This is a genomic window from Allorhizobium sp. NPDC080224 (assembly GCF_050281005.1).
In the GTDB taxonomy this organism is placed as follows: Bacteria; Pseudomonadota; Alphaproteobacteria; order Rhizobiales; family Rhizobiaceae; genus Allorhizobium.
Genome location: NZ_JBNNWJ010000006.1, coordinates 71034 through 87790, shown reverse-complemented (window position 1 = coordinate 87790; position 16757 = coordinate 71034). Strand labels below are relative to the sequence as shown.

Below are 16757 nucleotides of genomic sequence, written 5' to 3'. Positions count from 1 at the left end.
AGATCAGTCTTCCTTGATCCACAGTGGATAGAGGTCGACCTCGCCGGTAAAGCGGACGGGGCTGAAGGTGAAGCCCTGCAGATAGTCCTGACGTGCCCAGCGGCGGTTCTGCAGCATGCCGAAGACCTCGGGCTGGTCTGCAACAATCTGCTTCTGGATCTTGGCATAGAGGTCGGCGCGGGTATCCCAATCGGTTGCGGCGCGGGCCTCGTCGATCATCTTCGATACCTCGGCATTGTCGTAATGGGCAATGCCGTAATACTGGCCCCAGCTGTTCTTGTGATACTGATAAGCGACGGCATCCGGATCGGTCGAAATCGGCGTCGCATAGATCGACGTCATGTTCGGAGCTGTCTCGACATCAGCGCCGGCGGCAACCATGTTCGGCCATTGCTCCGGCTTGATATTGACGTTGATGTTCAGCGCCTTGAGGTTATCCAGCAAGACGAGGCCGATGCGACGGGCTTCTTCAAGACCAGCGACGTGGACATAGTCGAGCGTGATGCCGCCTTCGGCATAGGCTGACTTGGCAAGGAATTCCTTGGCCTTGGCCAAATCCTGGCGGGGCATGCCTTCAACTTCGATGTGCCCTTCCATGGCATCTGGCAGCGGACTGGTCTCGAGCGAGGCCGCCCCATTGTAAATGCCGATCAGTGCATCGTAATCCATGGCATAGGCTATCGCCTTGCGCAGATTGATGTCGGCGGTCGGACCCTTTTGGGTGTTAAACTTGATGCCGAAGGTCGTCATGCCCTTGTGATCTTCAATGACGATGTTGGGGACCTTGGCAATCTGCACGTAGTCGTCCGAGGTAAGACCCTCGACGATATCCGCCTCGCCGCGCTGCAGTGCCGCTTTCTGGGCCGCTGGCTCACGGATCATGCGATAGATCACGCCGGCGGGACGGTTCTCGCCCTGCGGCCAGCCCTTCCAGTAATCTTCGACCGAGGTAACTTCATAGAGAACGTTCGGCTCCCAGCGGCCCAGCTTGAACGGACCTGAACCGGCTGCGTTGTCGGTGAGCCATTTCTGACCGTAGTCGCCATCGATCTCGTTGGCCTTGACCTGCTCCGGATTGACGACGAACCACCACGGCAGGAAGGAGAGGAATGGCGCATAGGGCGCCCTCAGGTCGAACTTGACGGTATAGTCATCGACGGCCGTGATGCCTTCTGGAGCCAGGAAATCCTTGAGCATCCAGGCAACGCCCTTGTTGAGCTTGAGACCGCGCTCGAAGGAGTAGCGCACAGCTTCGGCGGTTACCGGGTCACCATTGTGAAACTTCGCGTCTTTCACCAGATGGAATGTCCACGTCTTGCCGTCCTCGCTGGTTTCCCAGCTTTCTGCGAGCCACGGCTTCACCTCGGCCGGATCGCCTTCGTATTTCACAAGCGCGTCGTAGACTGCCTGCTGGATCATACGCGTCGACCAGTCGTAACGAATATGCGGGTCAAGAACCGGAATTGCCTGACGACCGCCAAAGACGATGACGTTGCCTTCATCCGTGCGCTCGAACGCATAAGCGGGGGCAACCAGCGCCGACGAGGCGACGAGCCCTGCAACCATGATATTTCTGAAAATGCTACCGAACATGAAGTTCCCTCTCTTTTTATGAAGCAGCGTTGTGATTAGATCATCTGACGGACGACGCCGGCCACCAGCCGACGCGAGAGCAGAACAGGAGCCGTGACATTGGCACGCACGGTGCTTAGCATTTCGGCCGAATAGCCCATGCAGTGCATCACGATCAGGTCGCAGTCCTTCAGTTTTGCCGCGCTTGCAGCCATGTCCTGCCCCGAATAGGGCGAGGCTGCGACCAGGCTCGGGCTGCCGGAAATGGCATGGCGTTCATGGAAATCTCTGACCTGGCGCTCGAGTGGCAGGATTACGCCGAGGCGACTAGCGGAGGCGGCAAGCGCCTCGACGGTGGAATCGACAATGCGCTGCGCTTCGATGACAAGTGTCTTCTCCAGCGGGTCGATCTGCGTCCCGGTGCACAACAGCACGATGAGATTGAAGCCCTGTCCGTCGATCGATTTTAAAAGGACATTGAGCTTTTCTTCAGTGCGCGACTTAGAAGAAACGATTTCGTCGCCGCTGGCGAGGCGAGTGGCGAAGGAATGTTCGCCGTCCATGGCAATCATTCCCTCAAGTTCTAAAGGACTCATCCCATCAAGAACGCCGAATTCCTGATAGTCGATCTGCCCGTCTGGCATGCCAAACAAGATGTCGGCCATCATCTCTGGGACGAGATCGATGCGCGGCGTCTGTCCAATGGTCACGAAAGCGATCCTGAAAGGCGATGTCATGACTGTCTGTCGTTCCCTGTTAGCGAATTCATTAACAGGGAGCCTACCGTTCACGACCGCGCATCCTCTATAGGGTAATGCCCCTAGAAGGCCCGGAAACAGTCACAAAAATTTCGCCTGAAAATTGAGCAGAATTCGCCGAAAGCAGAATTTCTTGCCGAAAACCGCACCAAGAACGTCCGATATCAGGGATGTCCCGCCGCCACGACCATGCGGATGAGCGTGTTGGAAGAACTCACCTCCATTTTGCTCATGACGTTGGAGCGATGAATCTCCACGGTCTTCGGGCTGATGCCGAGCTGGCGTGCGATCGCCTTGTTGGAAAGTCCCTCTGCCACCAGCGACAGAACCTGGCGTTCGCGCGGGGTCAGGCGCTGGAGTTTTTCGGAAAATTCCGGCGCGACGCCGGGCGCTGTGACCGGGTGCGTGCCCAGCAGCAGCAGCCGTATGGCGCTGGCAATGATGCGGCGCGCGAGGATGACCGGCTTGCCGCTGGCCTTGGCCACCATCTGTCGGTCGAGTTCAGTGAATGCCACCGAGTTCAGCACGATGATCTCGCAATCGGAAAGGTCGATCAATGCGTTGGCGATCAAGCCCTTGTCTCCGTCAGCGGCATGGCTCGCTGAGATGTGATAGGATGAAAGCGCGGGAATATTGAGTTCCTCAACCTGCTGTGCCAGGGGTTGGATGAGGCCCACGCGGGACCCATGGGCTGCAAGCGAGATGACAGTCGATTCCATCGCTCTTTGGGCATTGACGGTCGGGCATGTGCTTTCGAAGTCACGAAAGAGGCCGGTCGAAAGGATGACTACCAGATCGAACTGGTTCGGCTGGAAGCCCGCGGCGATCCTCGCCATGCGCTCGGCAATTCGCGGCTTGGAGACGACGATGTCGCTGCCATCCGCCATGCGCGTGATAATGCTGAGTTCCCCGGGGCGAACTCTGAGGTCGGCGATTTCCGCAGCGGACAGACCGTCCAGAGCGCCGACTTCCATGGCCTCGATCGGCATGTCAAGGCTTTCGAGCATCTCGTCAATGATATCGGCGCGCGGCGACTGGCCAACGCTCAGGAACATGACCTTGTGACGTGGTTCCGCTGTGCTGGCGGTGTTCGAAGCCGCGGTCGGGAATGACGTCTTCGCAGTCAGGGTATTTTTCCTTTCGATACTCGTCCGCTACCCTTTTCTAGCAACGCCCAAAAACAAGGCAAGCTCAATATAGGGGCAGTCCCCTATATGCAGGGCTCTCGGCTCGTGGCTAGGTTCTAGCACATTCTTCGGAGGTAGACATGATCCGTGATTTCGATGAGAGCGAAATTGATCCTCTTGCGGTTGGCGCCTGGATTCTCGGGACCGGCGGTGGCGGGAGCCCGTATCTCGCACAACTCAATCTGAAAAAGCTCTACAAGGACGGCAAGCGCGTTAAGCTGATCGATCCAATGGCGCTGGATGACGGCGATGCCGTCGCGGTCGTATCAAAAATGGGCGCACCACTGGTCGGCCAGGAACGCCTTGTCGACCCGGCTCACCTTGCCCGCGCCATGGAGCTGATGGAAGGCTATACCGGCCGCAAATTCCGCGCCGTCATGAGCGTCGAGATCGGTGGCGGCAACGCCCTTTCACCCTTCCTGGCCGCGGCGATGCTCGACATCCCGGTCGTGGACGCCGATGCAATGGGGCGCGCCTATCCCGAAGCCCAGATGACCAGTTTCGCCATTGGCGACCTGCCAATGTATCCCCTTACCCTCGTCGACTGCCGCGACAATGAGGCGATCGTTGCCAAGGCTGCATCGTGGAAATGGATGGAGCGCATTTCCCGCAAGATCTGTACTGAGGTCGGCTCGACTTCGGCCACCTGCAAGGCACCGCGCACCGGCAAAGAAGTGAAAGAATGGGGGGTTCTGAACACCGTGACCAAGGCGGTCAGCCTCGGACGGGCCGTGCTTGACGCGCGCTTAGCCCACACCGATCCCATCGACGCGGTCCTCAGCCACGAAGGTGGCAAGATCCTTTTCAAGGGCAAGATAGCTGACGTTGACCGCACCACGACCGGCGGCTTCCTGCGCGGCTCGGCGTTCGTTGAGGGCCTCGACGATGACCGGGGTTCAAAGGTGGAACTCGCCTTCCAGAACGAATGGGCCGTTGCCTTCCGCGATGGCGCACCCATTGCGATGACACCCGATCTGATCTGCCTGCTCGACACTGTTTCGGGAGAGGCAATTGGAACGGAGACTGTGCGCTACGGTCAGCGCGTGACGGTGCTTGCCCTGCCTGCCCCAGACGTGCTCACGACCCCGAAGGGGCTCGAACATGTCGGCCCCCGCGCCTTTGGATATGATCTGGATTTCAAGTCGGTGTTTGCAGCATGAAACGCATAGGAATTGACGTCGGCGGCACGAATACGGATGCCGTCCTTATCGATGGCCAGCAGGTCATCTCGAGCATCAAGGTTCCGACCACCTCGGATGTCATGCATGGGGTGGTAAATGCGATCAGCCATGTGGTCTCCAGCCAGCCTGCCGGCGCAGCCCCGATCGATGCGGTGATGATCGGCACAACGCATTTCACCAATGCAGTGGTGGAGCGGTCGCGCCTGCAGCGCGTTGCAGCGATCCGGATCGCGATGCCGGCCGGTGCCTCGCTGCCGCCCATGGTCGACTGGCCGGACGACCTGCGTGCCGAAGTCAATCCGCTATCTTTCATGGTCCGTGGCGGACATGAATATGATGGACGCGAGCTTGTGCCTCTGGCACGCGGTGAGATCCGCGATGCGGCCATGAAGATCCGTGATGCGGGCATCGACGCGATCGGCATCACCGCGCTTTTCTCGCCGCTCACCTCCGAATGTGAACTGGAGGCTGCCGAAATCGTCCGTTCGATCATCCCACAGGCGCGGATCACGCTTTCCCATACTCTGGGCCGCATCGGCCTTCTTGAAAGGGAAAACGTGACGTTGCTCAATGCAGCGCTGCAAGGCCTTGGCCACCGAACGATCGACGGCTTCAAAATGGCGCTGCGTCAGGCCGGGATCGACGCGCCCTTCTACCTGACCCAGAACGACGGAACCGTTGTCCTTGCCGATATCGCTGCCGCAAACCCGGTATACAGCTTTGCATCGGGGCCAACCAACTCTATGCGCGGCGCCGCTTTCCTCACCGGCCTGAAGGAAGCCATGGTCATCGATGTCGGCGGTACAACGTCCGACATCGGTTGCCTCGTCGGCGGCTTTCCCCGTGAAGCCAACAATATCGTCGAGGTGGGCGGCGTGCGCACGCTCTTCAGGATGCCAGATCTGTTGCCGATGGCGCTCGGTGGTGGCACGATCATCGATCCGCTGACCCGCAAAATCGGGCCTCGATCGGTAGGCTACCGCATCACCGAGGAAGCCATGGTCTTCGGCGGCAAGACCCTCACTGCGACCGACGTCGCCGTGGCCGGCGGGCTCGTCGACATTGGCGACCGTGACCGCGTGAAGCACCTCGACAGGGAATTGATCGCAGATCTCTTGAAACGGATCGAAGCCATGGTGGAAGACGGCGTCGACCGAATGAAGACCTCTGCTGAAGGCGTGAAGCTGATAGCCGTGGGCGGGGGCTCCTTCCTGATCCCCGAAAGGTTGAAGGGCGCAAGCGAGGTCCTGCGCGTAGAACACGCAGGGGTGGCAAACGCCTTAGGCGCGGCCATGGCACAAGTTTCCGGCGAAGTGGATCAGGTCTTTTCAGGTATGTCGCGCGATAGCGCCATCGCCGAAGCCAACCGCATCGCCCGCCTGCGAGCGGAAGAGGCCGGGGCCAACCCCGCGACGATCGTCACGCTTGACACCGAAGACATCCCGATCGCCTATCTGCCGGGCGATGCACGTCGTGTTCGCGTGCGCGTTGTCGGCGACATCGCGTTCTCGAAAGGAATCAGACCGCAAGGCTCCTAGCCTGCACTTTGGAGGTTCTGAGGAGAGGTTAGCCATTGCCAAAATCATCAAGGCTGTTTGGTTTCCCAAATGGCGTCGATCATTACGCTAACCTGCTCAATCGTTTCCGAAATCTCCGTAGACGAATAGTCGAGCGTCTCTGTGCCTTGTCTGCTCGCGCGGGCAGACATATCTGCCAGACCGCCTAGTCGTGCACCAAGCCAGGGAAGATATTGCTTTAGGTCAGGCTTGATCGAGGAGATCTCGACCACGATGAATGCTGCCAATGTCTGCATGGCAATCAGCTGGTTGCCATGCGTCCCGCCGCTGTTAACAGGTCGTCGAGGATATTTGGTTGCAGACAGCGTCGTGCCGCAGAGGCAATGCCCGAGGTTGAAGACGTAAACGCAGATGTTTTCAGGCATCACCCGATGCGAGAAGGGCTTGTCTAAACGCTCGTGGCGTCTGACGTTCGACGCGACACGGTAAACACCCGATGCAGATCCGGATTGAGTTCCATCCCCAGCCCTGGACCGGGCGGAACCGTAATCATCCCGTTCTTGACCTCCGGCAGTGCGGTGACCAGATCGCGGTACCAGGTCTTGTAGAATGCCCTGACACTTTCCTGGACAAGCGCATTGGGGGCGTTGAGCGACAAATGCGTCGATGCACACAGCACCACCGGGCCCGTGCAGTCATGAGGTGCCACAGGCAAATGCCAGGCTTCGGCCATAGCGGCGATTTTCCTCGCCTCGGAAATCCCGCCGCACCAGCTGATGTCGAGCATCACGACGCCGGCGGAGCCCGTCTCGAGCAAATCCCGGAATGCAAAGCGTGAGCCGAGCGTCTCGGAAGCGCAGATGGGAGCGGGAGATACTGCGGCATAGCGTGTGAGGCTGGACAGACTATCCATCTTGATCGGGTCTTCGTGCCAGAAGGTCTGGTAGGGTGTCAGCGCCTTGGCAATCTGCATGGCCGGCAAGAGCTGCCACATGGAGTGGAACTCGACCATGATATCCATCTTGTCGCCAACGGCCGAGCGGATCTTCTCGAAGGGCTCGAGCGCGCGTTTCAGGTCCGGCATGGAGATGTATTGGCCACGGCTTTTTTCAGCTGCGATGTCGAAGGGCCAGATCTTCATGGCCGTGATGCCGTCTTCCAGGAGCGAATGGGCAAGCTCATCGGCTCGAAGCAGAAAGCCGTTCAGGTCATCGTAATCCCTCGCTGCCGATGTCGACAGATCGTAATTCGCCGTTGTCTGCCCCGTCGCCTTCTTTATGTATTCGGTGCCGGCGCAGGTATTGTAGGTGCGGATTTCACGTCGGCTGAAGCCGCCAAGCAATTGCGCGATCGGCTGCCCGGTTGCCTTGCCGAAGATGTCCCACAAGGCGATGTCAAAGGCGGAATTGCCGCGAACTTCTGCACCAGACGAGCGGAAACCGAGATAGCCGACCAGTTCTGCGGCCAGAAGATCGATCTGAAGCGGATCGCGGCCGATCACCCGAGGGGCGATGTATTCGTGGATATAGACCTCCACGGTTTCTGCCCCGAAGAAAGTTTCTCCAAGCCCCGTGATACCCTCGTCCGTATGGACCAGAATCCAGAGGAGATTCTGTCGCTCCGCGATGCGCACGGTTTCCAGCTTCGTAATTTTCATGAAATTTTTCCTCAAGCAATGCCGGCGGCAAGGAGCGCCTTGGCGCTTTCATCGAAGTGTTTTGCCATCAGCTGGCTTGCCTTCTGTGGGTCGCTTTCCTGGATGGCTTTGGCGATCGCCACGTGAAGTGCGTTCATGGCATGCCGTTCCTCATCCGAGGAGCGACTGCGCCATCCGATCGGCCAGGTTTGTCGCGAGACAGTCTGAAACGCGCCAAGGATCAGCGAAAAAATCGGGTTCTTCGATGCCTTGGCAATGGCGAGGTGAAAGGCGAGATCATGCTCCATCACCTTCTCAGGGGAATCAAACTGCGCCTCCATCGCTTTTGCATGATCAATGAGAATGCGCGCCTCTTCGTCTGAGCGTCTCAGCGCTGCAAGACTGGCCGTGCGCATCTCGATGGTCCGCCTCACATCATAGATCTGATGGACGTTGATCTGCTCGGTCCCCACACCATGTTCGATCATCAGTGACATGGCGCCATGGTCAAGCTCCGCCACCCGGGCCCGCTTTCCCACATGCAGGTCGAGCAGTCTCATGGCCGCAAGAGACCGAAAGGCCTCGCGAATGACCGTGCGCGAGACACGGAGTTCCTTTGACAGCGCCAGTTCGCTTGGCAGTCTGTCTCCCGGGCCGAGCTCGTTGTCCCGTATATAGGAGGTGAGTGCACCGATGACGCCATCGACCCGACCATCGCTGCCCGCTTCCACACTGACCATAGACAAACTCTCCGAAACAACAAAACCTGTCCGACAGCTTTTGTCCTTTTGGCTTAGATTTTGACCTCTCGCTTGTCAATCTCCATCACGACGTACCCGCTTTCGCGAGCGCCGCATCTTGCCCCGCGGATTTCCATGCCTTCACGCCGTCCAAGCGGCGAGAGGCGCCCGTCACTTAAAAAGGGCTTACACCCCAAAGAGCAGTCGGCAGATTCTCGTCCGCCTTACTTGCAATCGTCTTTTTTCGTCATCTGCCGTCCCCGCGTCTGCGCCAAAGGCGAATGCTTCTTGGTCGCAGCCATCCCGGCGATAAGATTGAAGAATGCGAACTCCTCGCGACCGCGACCACACCGTCAGGCTGGAATAACGGCTAAACTGGCTTCCGCTGACATCCGGCGAAGGCCCGCTCGGCCGAGGCCTGATCCTTGAATATCCAGCGCCCTGAACAGCAAAGGTTCATGTCCGGCCACTGAAGCCTGATCCCAGCCTACCAGCCATAGGTGAAAGTGGCTCCCGCGCCATGGCTGCCCTGCTGCACGGCATCTGCCCTGGTGTTCCGTCCGTATTGAAAAACACCGTAGGCATTGCCATTGCCGTTTTGCTGTAAGGTGGCGGAATGTCCGGTGCCCTGTTGTCGGATAAGACCCTGATTGCGTTGTCCGCCCTGGATGATACCGGCGGCATTGTTACTCCCCCGCTGCTGGATACCGGCACCTTTCATGTCGCGATAGAGCGAATAAGCACGAAGACCGGCATTCAAGAGATTGGCTTCCGCCCCTGTGCGAGGGCCAAGCTGCACCGAGACGCTGCCGCCAGCCTGCGCCGGTACGGCGATCAAGACCTGGCCAAGGCCAAGAGTGAGAAGACTGATGCTGATGAACTTGAACGCGGTTTCGGTCATGGGAAATACTCTATAACCAGTTGAATGGGCTGATGATCGGTGTCTGCAGGTTCCACCATCCGGTTCTACGCATGGGGGGCGCGGCAGGGAGAGTTGCTGTCAATGCCGGTGCGATACTGGCATTCACGGACGTGTTGCTTGAGTGATGTCTCTCACGGAACACGGACCCGTTCCGTACAACGGTCACTTCTGCCGCCGATGGCCACTTCGAGAACAGCCTGATAGCGACTACCCCTGGAAGCCAAGGTCACAGAAGCGAGCGACGTATCCTGATCCGCAGAGACCTCGAACGCACCGCCCTGGGAAATGCTGGAGTTTCCGCTACCGCCGGTCTGCTCGATCCGCAGCGTGTAGGTTCCGGACAGGGATCTCTCGGCCCTGGCGACGGCCTCCAGACTGACGCGTCCAGCCTGCGGCGTGACCTTGATCTCACAAAGCCTCGAGGATGGGATGGGACCGGCATTTGCCATGCCGGCCAAGGCTCCAACCGGAAGCAGGCACAGTGCGAGACCGATCACAATGCAACGTGAATTTCGGGCGCTATTTCGCATGAGTATTCTCCCCGTAATGTGGTTGCCGTCGCAATCCCGCATGGGCAGCCAACAACACGCTTGCTCAGTCGCAGACCTGGACGAAGGCCGCGACGTTGCCGCTTCCTCCCTGGCTGACATTTGCTTCACAGCCGCGGCCGACCTGAACGCCGGCGGCGATATTACCATTGCCGTCCTGGGTCAGGATCGTCGTGTGATTGGAGCCGAATTGGCCGATGCCGGAGACGTTGCGGTTCCCCCGCTGCGTCGTCATGCCATAATTGTTACGCCCTTCCTGACCGACAGCAGACAGATTGTGGCGTCCAGACTGATGCCCAGTGACCCGATTGTAGCTGCCATTCTGGTAGGTTCTGATGCGGTTCTTATAGCCTTGCTGCGCGCCACCGGCGGAATTCGACCAGCCATATTGTTCGATGCGCACATCATTGGCCATGACGGGTGCTGCAGTGCCGCTGACGCCAATGAGTGCGCAAAGAAGGATTGCAGCGGAAGAAGTGCGGATCATGACGATGTCTCCTGAAGCGGTCTGGACCGCGTTTGAACATCTCACCTGTAGTGACCACAAACGGAACGGCAGCTGAAGAGCGTGTTCAGTTCAAGTTCATCGCAACCGGCTTTTCGCTGTGCATCTGCAACCGTTTTGGCCCTCGGGAAACAGAAGAGTGGCCGGAAGACCTCGGACATCGCGTGATCGTGGTGCCGAACAGGTGATAGGCTGCGTATCCCAGGTGAACGCGTGGCAGATTCACTTGGTTGAAGATGCCGATTTCACCCCCATATCGACGTCATAATGATAAAGAGAATGAGGAAGGGACCCAACCCATGCGCCAGTTTTTCGAAACGACTTTCGGTCCGGATGAGCTGAACACTGTGGGCAAGGTGCTCGAAGACTGGAGATTGCTCCACGGACTGCCGGCAGACTGCGAAGAGGTCGAAATCGCGGCATCAGCCATCCTGAACATGTATCGTGAGGGTAAGCGCAGCCGAGCCGAGCTTGAGGCAGCGATGGCCGCGCATGTCGGGCTTCGGGATCTCCTCGCCGTACTTCGCCCCCAGGATCAAACCGTGGCAAATAGGCTGTAAGTGCCTCGCACTCAGCGTTAAGTGCTGTGAGATTCTGAAAAAATCTCGGCAAGACCGGCCATAACCGGACTGCGGTCGGCCGGCGTAGGAGGCAGTTTCGATCAGCTGTCGCTTCCGGCCAATCGAAGCGGGCTACCATACTGTCCCTTGTGCGGCCTCGACTGATGTCGGGGCGACCGCCATGAGACAGATTCGAACCGGAAACCGACCTTTCTGATCCTCAAACCAGCTGGAAGTTCAGCGAGTTCGTGCGGGAGGCGTATGATCGAACTGAGGAAGAATGAGAATGGCTCGAAAGTCGTTGACATTGGTCAGGGTCGGTCCCGTGACGACCTGGGTGTCGACGGCTGCAAAAAAGGAATGGGCGTCGTTACGCCGGAGTGACAGATAAGGATCGATTTTGCGTTCGGCCGCGACTTTCAGCACATCAGGGTGGCACACGGCGCCCGCGACTTCAGCGGCACCGTCCACGCCATCGGTGTCGCAGGACAGTGCGTGAATACCTTTGGCACCGTCGAGCGCAAGCGCTAGCGCCAGGCAATACTCGGCATTCGGACCGCCTACACCATCGCCTCGGCGGGTGACCGTCAGTTCTCCGCCAGACAGGAGAATGATCGGCGGATCGCCTGCTTTTATCCTGGCATGTAGAGCCAGCGCCTCTTTTGCCTGTGCGGCAGCCACCTCTCGCGCCTCGCCTTCCAGCGCATCTCCGAGCAGGCGCACGTCGCAACCGGATTCGCTGGCGAGCGCTGCGGCCGCCTCCAGCGACTGGCGCGGTGCGGCATAAATGATGTTTTTGGTGCGGGCCAAGCGGGGATCACTGGGCTGCACCACGCCTGAGCCGTGGGAGAGCGCATCGCGGACAGACTGGGGCACTGCGACCTTCCACTGGGCGATAACGGCAAGAGCGTCATCTGGCGTCGAAGGATCACCGACGGTCGGCCCGGAACCTATGAAGGCCGGATCATCACCCGGCACATCCGAGATGATCAGTGCCAGTAGCTCCGCCGGCCAGGCGGCGGCTGCCAGCTGGCCCCCCTTCACCCGGCTCAGATGCTTGCGGACCGTGTTCATCCGGTCGATCGGCGCGCCGGATGAGAGAAGGGCCTGATTGACGGCCTGCTTCTCGGCAAGCGAAACGCCGGCTACAGGCTTCACCAGCAAAGCGGAAGCCCCGCCCGAAATCAGAGCCAGGACGAAATCGCCTTCGCCTGCAGTCTCGACCAGCGAGAGCATACGAGCGGTGGCTTGAAGACCGGCCTCGTCTGGCACCGGGTGCGCGGCCTCGACGATCTCGATGCCGCGACACGGCCGGGCATAGCCATAGCGGGTAATCACGATGCCCTCGCAGGGACCCCATACCGCTTCGACGGCTTCAGCCATGCGCGCGCTTGCCTTGCCGGCGCCGATGACAATCACGCGACCTTTCGGCCTCTCGGGAAGGAAATTTTTAAGTGACCGCATGGGATCTGCGACTTCGACGGCCCGATCGAACAGGCGTCGAAGAAAAAGGTCGGGTTGATCGATCATCGGATACCGCCCACTGCGCTGGTGTCCCGGACCACAAGCTCGACTGCCGTGAGCGTCTCCGGCTCGGGACGCTTTCCCTCTTCCAGCCAGGCCAGAATCGTGGCGGCGATGCTGCGACCAAACTCGGCAATACCACAATGAACGGTGGAGAGCGCTGGATAAACCTGGCTGCATTCCTCGATATCATCGAAACCGACCATGCGGAAATCCTGCCCGACATTGCGCTTCAGCTTCGCAAAGCCTGAGAGCATTCCAAGCGCCACGAGATCGTTGAAGCATATCGCGGCATCGATGTCCGGATGGTTGCGCGTCAGTTCCTCGGCGGCCTCGCGACCAAAGCTGCGGCTTGCCCTGCCCGACAGGACAAATGGCTCCATGCCGGCTTCGCCGAGCGCCTGGAAATAACCAGTCATGCGCTCGCGCGTTACGGCGCGGTCGGCGAGCCCACCGACAAAGGCGATACGGCGGGGCGCAAAGGAGAGGAGATGCTGCGCGGCCAGACGGCTTCCAACACGATAGTCCGGGGCTGCAAAGGGAAACTGTTCGACACGGGAATCGACCTTGCGAAGCACCTGCATGGTCGGGATCCCACCACGTGCAATGGCATCAAAGGATCCGCCTTCATCTCCGTAGGCCGGGGACAGGACGAGGGCAGAGACGCCGTGCTCGATCATCGCTCCGACGACCTGCGCCTGGACGGCCGGGTCCTCGTCGGTATTGGCAACAACCGTTGCATAGCCGCGCTCAGACAGTGCCATCTGCAGGGACGTCGCAAATTCCGTGAAGAAGGGGTTGCGAAGATCGTTGATGACAAGACCGATCAGGCCGACATTCGACGAACGCAGGTTGGCGGCTGCCCGATTATAGACATAGCCGACCTTGTCCATGGCCTCTCGGACCAGACGGCGGGTCTCCTCCTTGACCAGCGGACTGTTCTGCAGGACGAGGCTGACGGTCGATTTTGAAATCCCCGCCACACGTGCCACGTCGATGATCGTCGGCCGACGCTCCATGCCTCTCAGTTTACCCCGTGTAGCTGCAACAAGAGCCGCATCCTTCTCACGGCGAGCTCCGGATCGGCAAGCAGATTTGCCTGATCGGCCAGCCGGAAGACCTCTGCATAGTGGGTGATGTCACGGCTCGACTGGAAACCTGCCGGCATGATGAAGTGCCGCTGGTGACCGTTTAGCCAGGCGAGGAAGGCGATACCGGCCTTGTAGAAGCGCGTCGGCGCGCGGAAGATTTCGCGGCTGAGCGGCACCGTTGGGGCAAGCAGGCGGTGATAGGTGTCGAGGTCACCGGCCGCCAACGCATCGAGTGCTTGCGAGGCGGCCGGTGCAATCGCGGCGAAGATGCCGAGCAGCGCATGGGAGTAGTGCTTGCCGTCGCCGGCGATCAGGTCGGCATAGTTGAAATCGTCACCGGTGTAGAGACGCACACCTTTTGGCAGGCGGGCACGAAACGCCTCTTCATGCGCCTGATCGAGGAGCGAGATCTTGATGCCATCCACCTTACCGGGGTTCTCACCGATCAGGTCGAGCACGAAGTCACTTGCGACGGCAACGTCTTCGCTGCCCCAGTATCCTTTGAGCGCCGGGTCGAACATGTCGCCCAGCCAATGCAGGATGACCGGCTCGGCCGCGCCGTCGATCAGCCGACGGTAGACGGAACGGTAGACATCTGGCCCCGCCCCCATGGTGGTGAAGGCGCGCGAGGCCATCAGGATTAACTGCCCACCGGCGGCCTCGATCGCTTCAGCTTGCGTCTGGTAGGCGGCTGCGATCTTGTCTGCGGTGGTCAGGTCAGCGAGCGCCACATGGTCGGTGCCGGCACCACAGGCGACGCGCGGCTTCATCGGATGCACCTTGGCGGCCACCATTGTGCGCTGGATCAGCTCAAGAGCGGTCGGCCAGTCGAGGCCCATGCCACGCTGGGCCGTATCCATGGCTTCGGCAAGACCCAGCCCCTGATCCCATAGCGCGGTGCGGAAGGCGAGCGTTCCCTCCCAGTCGACCGAGGGTCGCGTGTCCCAGGGATTGCGTTCGCTGAGCGGGTCGGAGACGACATGGGCGGCGGCAAAGGCGGTGCGGGTCAGCTTTCGCATCGGGGCGCGCGGGGTGAGCGGGGTTCCGGTACGGCGATAGTCTTCAATGCGGCCATCGGCAGTGGGCAAGGCAATCATGTTGGAGATCCCTGAGTTTGGACGGGCAGGTCGAAGACGAGGATGCCATCGAGACCGCCCTCGGCATGGGCGACCAGGCGGGCGCCGAAGCGCTTGTGATCCGGATGGACCTGGTAGGCTTCAAGCGCTGCCCAATCGGCAAAATCGGCGACGAAGCCGTGGAGATAGCCGCGTTCGATGCGCTCCGGGCTTTCGCTGCGACCCGACGTGATCGAGAGCAAACCCGGCAACTTGCCTTCAATCTGATGCAGTTTGGCGAACAGGTCATCGAGGACTGCGGAAGAGACCATCGGCTGGAAACGGATGAGCACGATATGCCGGATCATAGCATTCCCCCGTGATCGGCCTTGATCATGTCGGCAGCCTTTTCGGCGATCATGATCGTCGGTGCATTGGTGTTGGAGGAAACGACCGTCGGCATGATCGAGGCGTCGATGACGCGCAGGCCGTCGATGCCATTGAAGCGCAGGCGCGGGTCGACGACGGCCTCAGGGTCCGAGCCCATTCGGCAGGTGCCTGCGGGATGGTGGTCGGTCTTCGAATGACGGCATGCATAGTTGAAATAGTCCTGGTCGCTTTGCACATCCGGACCCGGCAGGCGCTCGGCCTTGACGAAAGGCTTCAGCGCATCCTGGCGCATGATGTCTCGGGCGATCTTCAGACCCCGGATCGACATCTCGCGGTCGTAGGGATCCTCCCAGTAGTTGGGGTCAATCAACGGCGCTGCGAGCGGGTCCGCCGAGCCGAGCCGGACGGTGCCGCGCGACCGAGGCCTCAGATAGGCGGAATTCAGCGTCACGCCGCCGTTTGCCATCGTGGCCACACCGGCCTCGATGCCGGAACCGAGGCCGAGATGGAACTGGATATCCGGTGAACGGGCTTCCGGATCGGCATACCAGAAGCCACCTGTCTCAAAGAGGCTCGAGGCGACCGGGCCGGTCTTCGTCAGAAGGTATTGCATGCCGGCCAGCACCGAGAGATGCGGCTTGGCATAGCGGTCATAGGTATGTGGCCCCGTGCATTCGGCGATCACGAAGAGATCGAGATGGTCCTGCAGATTGGAGCCAACGCCCGGCTGGTCGAACACGACGGGCACGCCGACGGAGCTCAGATGATCCGCCGGCCCTATCCCTGACAGCATCAAGAGGCGCGGGCTGCCGATCGCACCGGATGAGAGCAGCACCTCCCGTTCGGCCCGCACCACGCCTTCGCCGGCAAGGTCGACGCCGACCGCGCGGCCGTTTTCGACCACGAGCCTCAGCACCTGCGCATCGGTGCGGATGGTGAGGTTTGGACGTTTGCGCGCGGGGTTGAGGTAGGCAATCGAGGCCGAGGAGCGGCGAACATTGCGCTGGGTGAGCTGGTAATACCCGACTCCGTCCTGCGTCTCGCCGGTCATGTCACCATTGAAGGGTATGCCGAGTTCGGCCGCCGCCTGGAAATAGGCCTCGCAGATCGGCAGGGGCGCTGCAGGCTTGCTGACCCCGAGCGGACCGCCCTTGCCGTGATAGCGGTCGTCGAAGCTGTCATTGTCCTCGGCCTTGCGGAAATAGGGCAGAACATCTTCATAGGACCAGCCTTCGCAGCCCCTCTGGCGCCAGTCATCGTAGTCGAGCGCATTGCCGCGGGTGTAAATCTGCGCATTGATGCTGGACCCGCCGCCGATGACCTTTGCCTGGGTGTAGCGGATCACCATGTTGTTCATATGCCGCTGCGGCACGGTGCTCCAGCCCCAGCTGCCGATCCCCTTGGTCATCTTCGCAAAGCCTGCCGGCAGATGATAGAAGGGGTGCCAGTCGCGGCCACCCGCTTCGAGCAGGAGCACGTTGAAATCCGGATTTTCCGACAGGCGCGCCGCGAGCACCGAGCCCGCCGAACCGCCACCGACAATGATAAAATCAAAAGCTTGTCGCATGAAA

General features: G+C 60.1%; 17 protein-coding genes. 3 read left to right on the top strand and 14 right to left on the bottom strand.

The window, feature by feature from the left end:
• Positions 1–3: 3 nt before the first annotated feature.
• The 3 genes from ACQKP1_RS23310 to ACQKP1_RS23300 all read right to left on the bottom strand — a co-directional run bounded on the left by ACQKP1_RS23310 (position 4) and on the right by ACQKP1_RS23300 (position 3385).
• A complete protein-coding gene (locus ACQKP1_RS23310; protein ID WP_427277226.1) occupies positions 4–1593 on the bottom strand; it encodes an ABC transporter substrate-binding protein in 1590 nt (529 codons plus the stop codon).
• 35 nt (positions 1594–1628) lie between these two features.
• Positions 1629–2282 (bottom strand): AroM family protein, encoded by a 654-nt coding sequence (locus tag ACQKP1_RS23305; protein WP_427277225.1) that lies wholly within the window; start codon positions 2280–2282, stop codon positions 1629–1631.
• Between the two features lie 212 nt (positions 2283–2494).
• Positions 2495–3385 carry an AroM family protein gene (locus ACQKP1_RS23300; RefSeq protein ID WP_427277224.1) on the bottom strand — a complete coding sequence of 297 codons (891 nt, stop codon included), beginning with the start codon at positions 3383–3385 and terminating at the stop codon, positions 2495–2497.
• A 212-nt stretch (positions 3386–3597) separates the two neighbouring features.
• Between ACQKP1_RS23300 and ACQKP1_RS23295 the strand changes: the two genes are divergently transcribed.
• Together ACQKP1_RS23295 and ACQKP1_RS23290 are read left to right on the top strand one after the other, a co-directional pair.
• Positions 3598–4677 (top strand): DUF917 domain-containing protein, encoded by a 1080-nt coding sequence (locus ACQKP1_RS23295; protein WP_427277223.1) that lies wholly within the window; start codon positions 3598–3600, stop codon positions 4675–4677.
• The gene (locus tag ACQKP1_RS23290; protein WP_427277222.1) at positions 4674–6236 is read left to right on the top strand and encodes a hydantoinase/oxoprolinase N-terminal domain-containing protein; all 1563 of its coding nucleotides are present in this window, start codon (positions 4674–4676) and stop codon (positions 6234–6236) included. The genes ACQKP1_RS23295 and ACQKP1_RS23290 overlap by 4 nt, the downstream gene beginning before the upstream one ends.
• Before the next feature lie 47 nt (positions 6237–6283).
• Here ACQKP1_RS23290 and ACQKP1_RS23285 read toward each other — a convergent pair whose 3' ends face one another.
• From ACQKP1_RS23285 to ACQKP1_RS23260, 6 genes are all read right to left on the bottom strand, one after another.
• Positions 6284–6640, bottom strand: coding sequence for a hypothetical protein (locus ACQKP1_RS23285; RefSeq protein ID WP_427277221.1), 357 nt, complete (start codon positions 6638–6640; stop codon positions 6284–6286).
• Positions 6641–6663: 23 nt separating this feature from the next.
• Positions 6664–7872, bottom strand: coding sequence for a mandelate racemase/muconate lactonizing enzyme family protein (locus tag ACQKP1_RS23280; RefSeq protein WP_427277220.1), 1209 nt, complete (start codon positions 7870–7872; stop codon positions 6664–6666).
• 11 nt (positions 7873–7883) lie between these two features.
• The gene (locus ACQKP1_RS23275; RefSeq protein WP_427277219.1) at positions 7884–8591 is read right to left on the bottom strand and encodes a FadR/GntR family transcriptional regulator; all 708 of its coding nucleotides are present in this window, start codon (positions 8589–8591) and stop codon (positions 7884–7886) included.
• 487 nt (positions 8592–9078) lie between these two features.
• A complete protein-coding gene (locus ACQKP1_RS23270; RefSeq protein WP_427277218.1) occupies positions 9079–9492 on the bottom strand; it encodes a curlin in 414 nt (137 codons plus the stop codon).
• A 152-nt stretch (positions 9493–9644) separates the two neighbouring features.
• Positions 9645–9962: a curli-like amyloid fiber formation chaperone CsgH gene (csgH, locus tag ACQKP1_RS23265; RefSeq protein ID WP_427277217.1), complete on the bottom strand. Its 318-nt coding sequence runs from the start codon at positions 9960–9962 to the stop codon at positions 9645–9647.
• 145 nt (positions 9963–10107) lie between these two features.
• On the bottom strand, positions 10108–10548 hold the full coding sequence (locus ACQKP1_RS23260) for a curlin (protein WP_427277216.1): 441 nt from the start codon (positions 10546–10548) through the stop codon (positions 10108–10110).
• A 317-nt stretch (positions 10549–10865) separates the two neighbouring features.
• Between ACQKP1_RS23260 and ACQKP1_RS23255 the strand changes: the two genes are divergently transcribed.
• The gene (locus ACQKP1_RS23255; RefSeq protein ID WP_427277215.1) at positions 10866–11126 is read left to right on the top strand and encodes a hypothetical protein; all 261 of its coding nucleotides are present in this window, start codon (positions 10866–10868) and stop codon (positions 11124–11126) included.
• 237 nt (positions 11127–11363) lie between these two features.
• Here ACQKP1_RS23255 and ACQKP1_RS23250 read toward each other — a convergent pair whose 3' ends face one another.
• Genes ACQKP1_RS23250 through ACQKP1_RS23230 form a run of 5 tightly spaced genes read right to left on the bottom strand, consistent with a single transcriptional unit; the run spans position 11364 to position 16753 of the window.
• Positions 11364–12656, bottom strand: coding sequence for a glycerate kinase type-2 family protein (locus ACQKP1_RS23250; protein WP_427277214.1), 1293 nt, complete (start codon positions 12654–12656; stop codon positions 11364–11366).
• Entirely contained in the window at positions 12653–13669 is a 1017-nt protein-coding gene (locus tag ACQKP1_RS23245; RefSeq protein WP_427277213.1) for a LacI family DNA-binding transcriptional regulator, read from the bottom strand. The genes ACQKP1_RS23250 and ACQKP1_RS23245 overlap by 4 nt, the downstream gene beginning before the upstream one ends.
• Positions 13670–13674: 5 nt before the next feature.
• Positions 13675–14838 carry a dihydrodipicolinate synthase family protein gene (locus ACQKP1_RS23240; RefSeq protein ID WP_427277212.1) on the bottom strand — a complete coding sequence of 388 codons (1164 nt, stop codon included), beginning with the start codon at positions 14836–14838 and terminating at the stop codon, positions 13675–13677.
• Positions 14835–15164, bottom strand: coding sequence for a Dabb family protein (locus ACQKP1_RS23235; protein WP_427277211.1), 330 nt, complete (start codon positions 15162–15164; stop codon positions 14835–14837). Before ACQKP1_RS23235 ends, ACQKP1_RS23240 begins: the two co-directional genes overlap by 4 nt.
• Complete coding sequence (locus ACQKP1_RS23230) at positions 15161–16753, bottom strand: GMC family oxidoreductase (RefSeq protein ID WP_427277210.1); 1593 nt, start codon at positions 16751–16753, stop codon at positions 15161–15163. The genes ACQKP1_RS23235 and ACQKP1_RS23230 overlap by 4 nt, the downstream gene beginning before the upstream one ends.
• Positions 16754–16757: the final 4 nt, after the last annotated feature.

What these genes read in the sequence shown, in the direction of transcription:
- ACQKP1_RS23275 (WP_427277219.1), bottom strand. Translation starts at nt 8,591, where the DNA reads ATGGTCAGTGTGGAAGCGGGCAGCGATGGTCGGGTCGATGGCGTCATC.
- ACQKP1_RS23280 (WP_427277220.1), bottom strand. Translation starts at nt 7,872, where the DNA reads ATGAAAATTACGAAGCTGGAAACCGTGCGCATCGCGGAGCGACAGAAT.
- ACQKP1_RS23230 (WP_427277210.1), bottom strand. Translation starts at nt 16,753, where the DNA reads ATGCGACAAGCTTTTGATTTTATCATTGTCGGTGGCGGTTCGGCGGGC.
- ACQKP1_RS23245 (WP_427277213.1), bottom strand. Translation starts at nt 13,669, where the DNA reads ATGGAGCGTCGGCCGACGATCATCGACGTGGCACGTGTGGCGGGGATT.
- ACQKP1_RS23240 (WP_427277212.1), bottom strand. Translation starts at nt 14,838, where the DNA reads ATGATTGCCTTGCCCACTGCCGATGGCCGCATTGAAGACTATCGCCGT.
- csgH (WP_427277217.1), bottom strand. Translation starts at nt 9,962, where the DNA reads ATGGCAAATGCCGGTCCCATCCCATCCTCGAGGCTTTGTGAGATCAAG.
- ACQKP1_RS23250 (WP_427277214.1), bottom strand. Translation starts at nt 12,656, where the DNA reads ATGATCGATCAACCCGACCTTTTTCTTCGACGCCTGTTCGATCGGGCC.
- ACQKP1_RS23300 (WP_427277224.1), bottom strand. Translation starts at nt 3,385, where the DNA reads ATGTTCCTGAGCGTTGGCCAGTCGCCGCGCGCCGATATCATTGACGAG.
- ACQKP1_RS23285 (WP_427277221.1), bottom strand. Translation starts at nt 6,640, where the DNA reads ATGCCTGAAAACATCTGCGTTTACGTCTTCAACCTCGGGCATTGCCTC.
- ACQKP1_RS23290 (WP_427277222.1), top strand. Translation starts at nt 4,674, where the DNA reads ATGAAACGCATAGGAATTGACGTCGGCGGCACGAATACGGATGCCGTC.
- ACQKP1_RS23310 (WP_427277226.1), bottom strand. Translation starts at nt 1,593, where the DNA reads ATGTTCGGTAGCATTTTCAGAAATATCATGGTTGCAGGGCTCGTCGCC.
- ACQKP1_RS23260 (WP_427277216.1), bottom strand. Translation starts at nt 10,548, where the DNA reads ATGATCCGCACTTCTTCCGCTGCAATCCTTCTTTGCGCACTCATTGGC.
- ACQKP1_RS23295 (WP_427277223.1), top strand. Translation starts at nt 3,598, where the DNA reads ATGATCCGTGATTTCGATGAGAGCGAAATTGATCCTCTTGCGGTTGGC.
- ACQKP1_RS23270 (WP_427277218.1), bottom strand. Translation starts at nt 9,492, where the DNA reads ATGACCGAAACCGCGTTCAAGTTCATCAGCATCAGTCTTCTCACTCTT.
- ACQKP1_RS23235 (WP_427277211.1), bottom strand. Translation starts at nt 15,164, where the DNA reads ATGATCCGGCATATCGTGCTCATCCGTTTCCAGCCGATGGTCTCTTCC.
- ACQKP1_RS23255 (WP_427277215.1), top strand. Translation starts at nt 10,866, where the DNA reads ATGCGCCAGTTTTTCGAAACGACTTTCGGTCCGGATGAGCTGAACACT.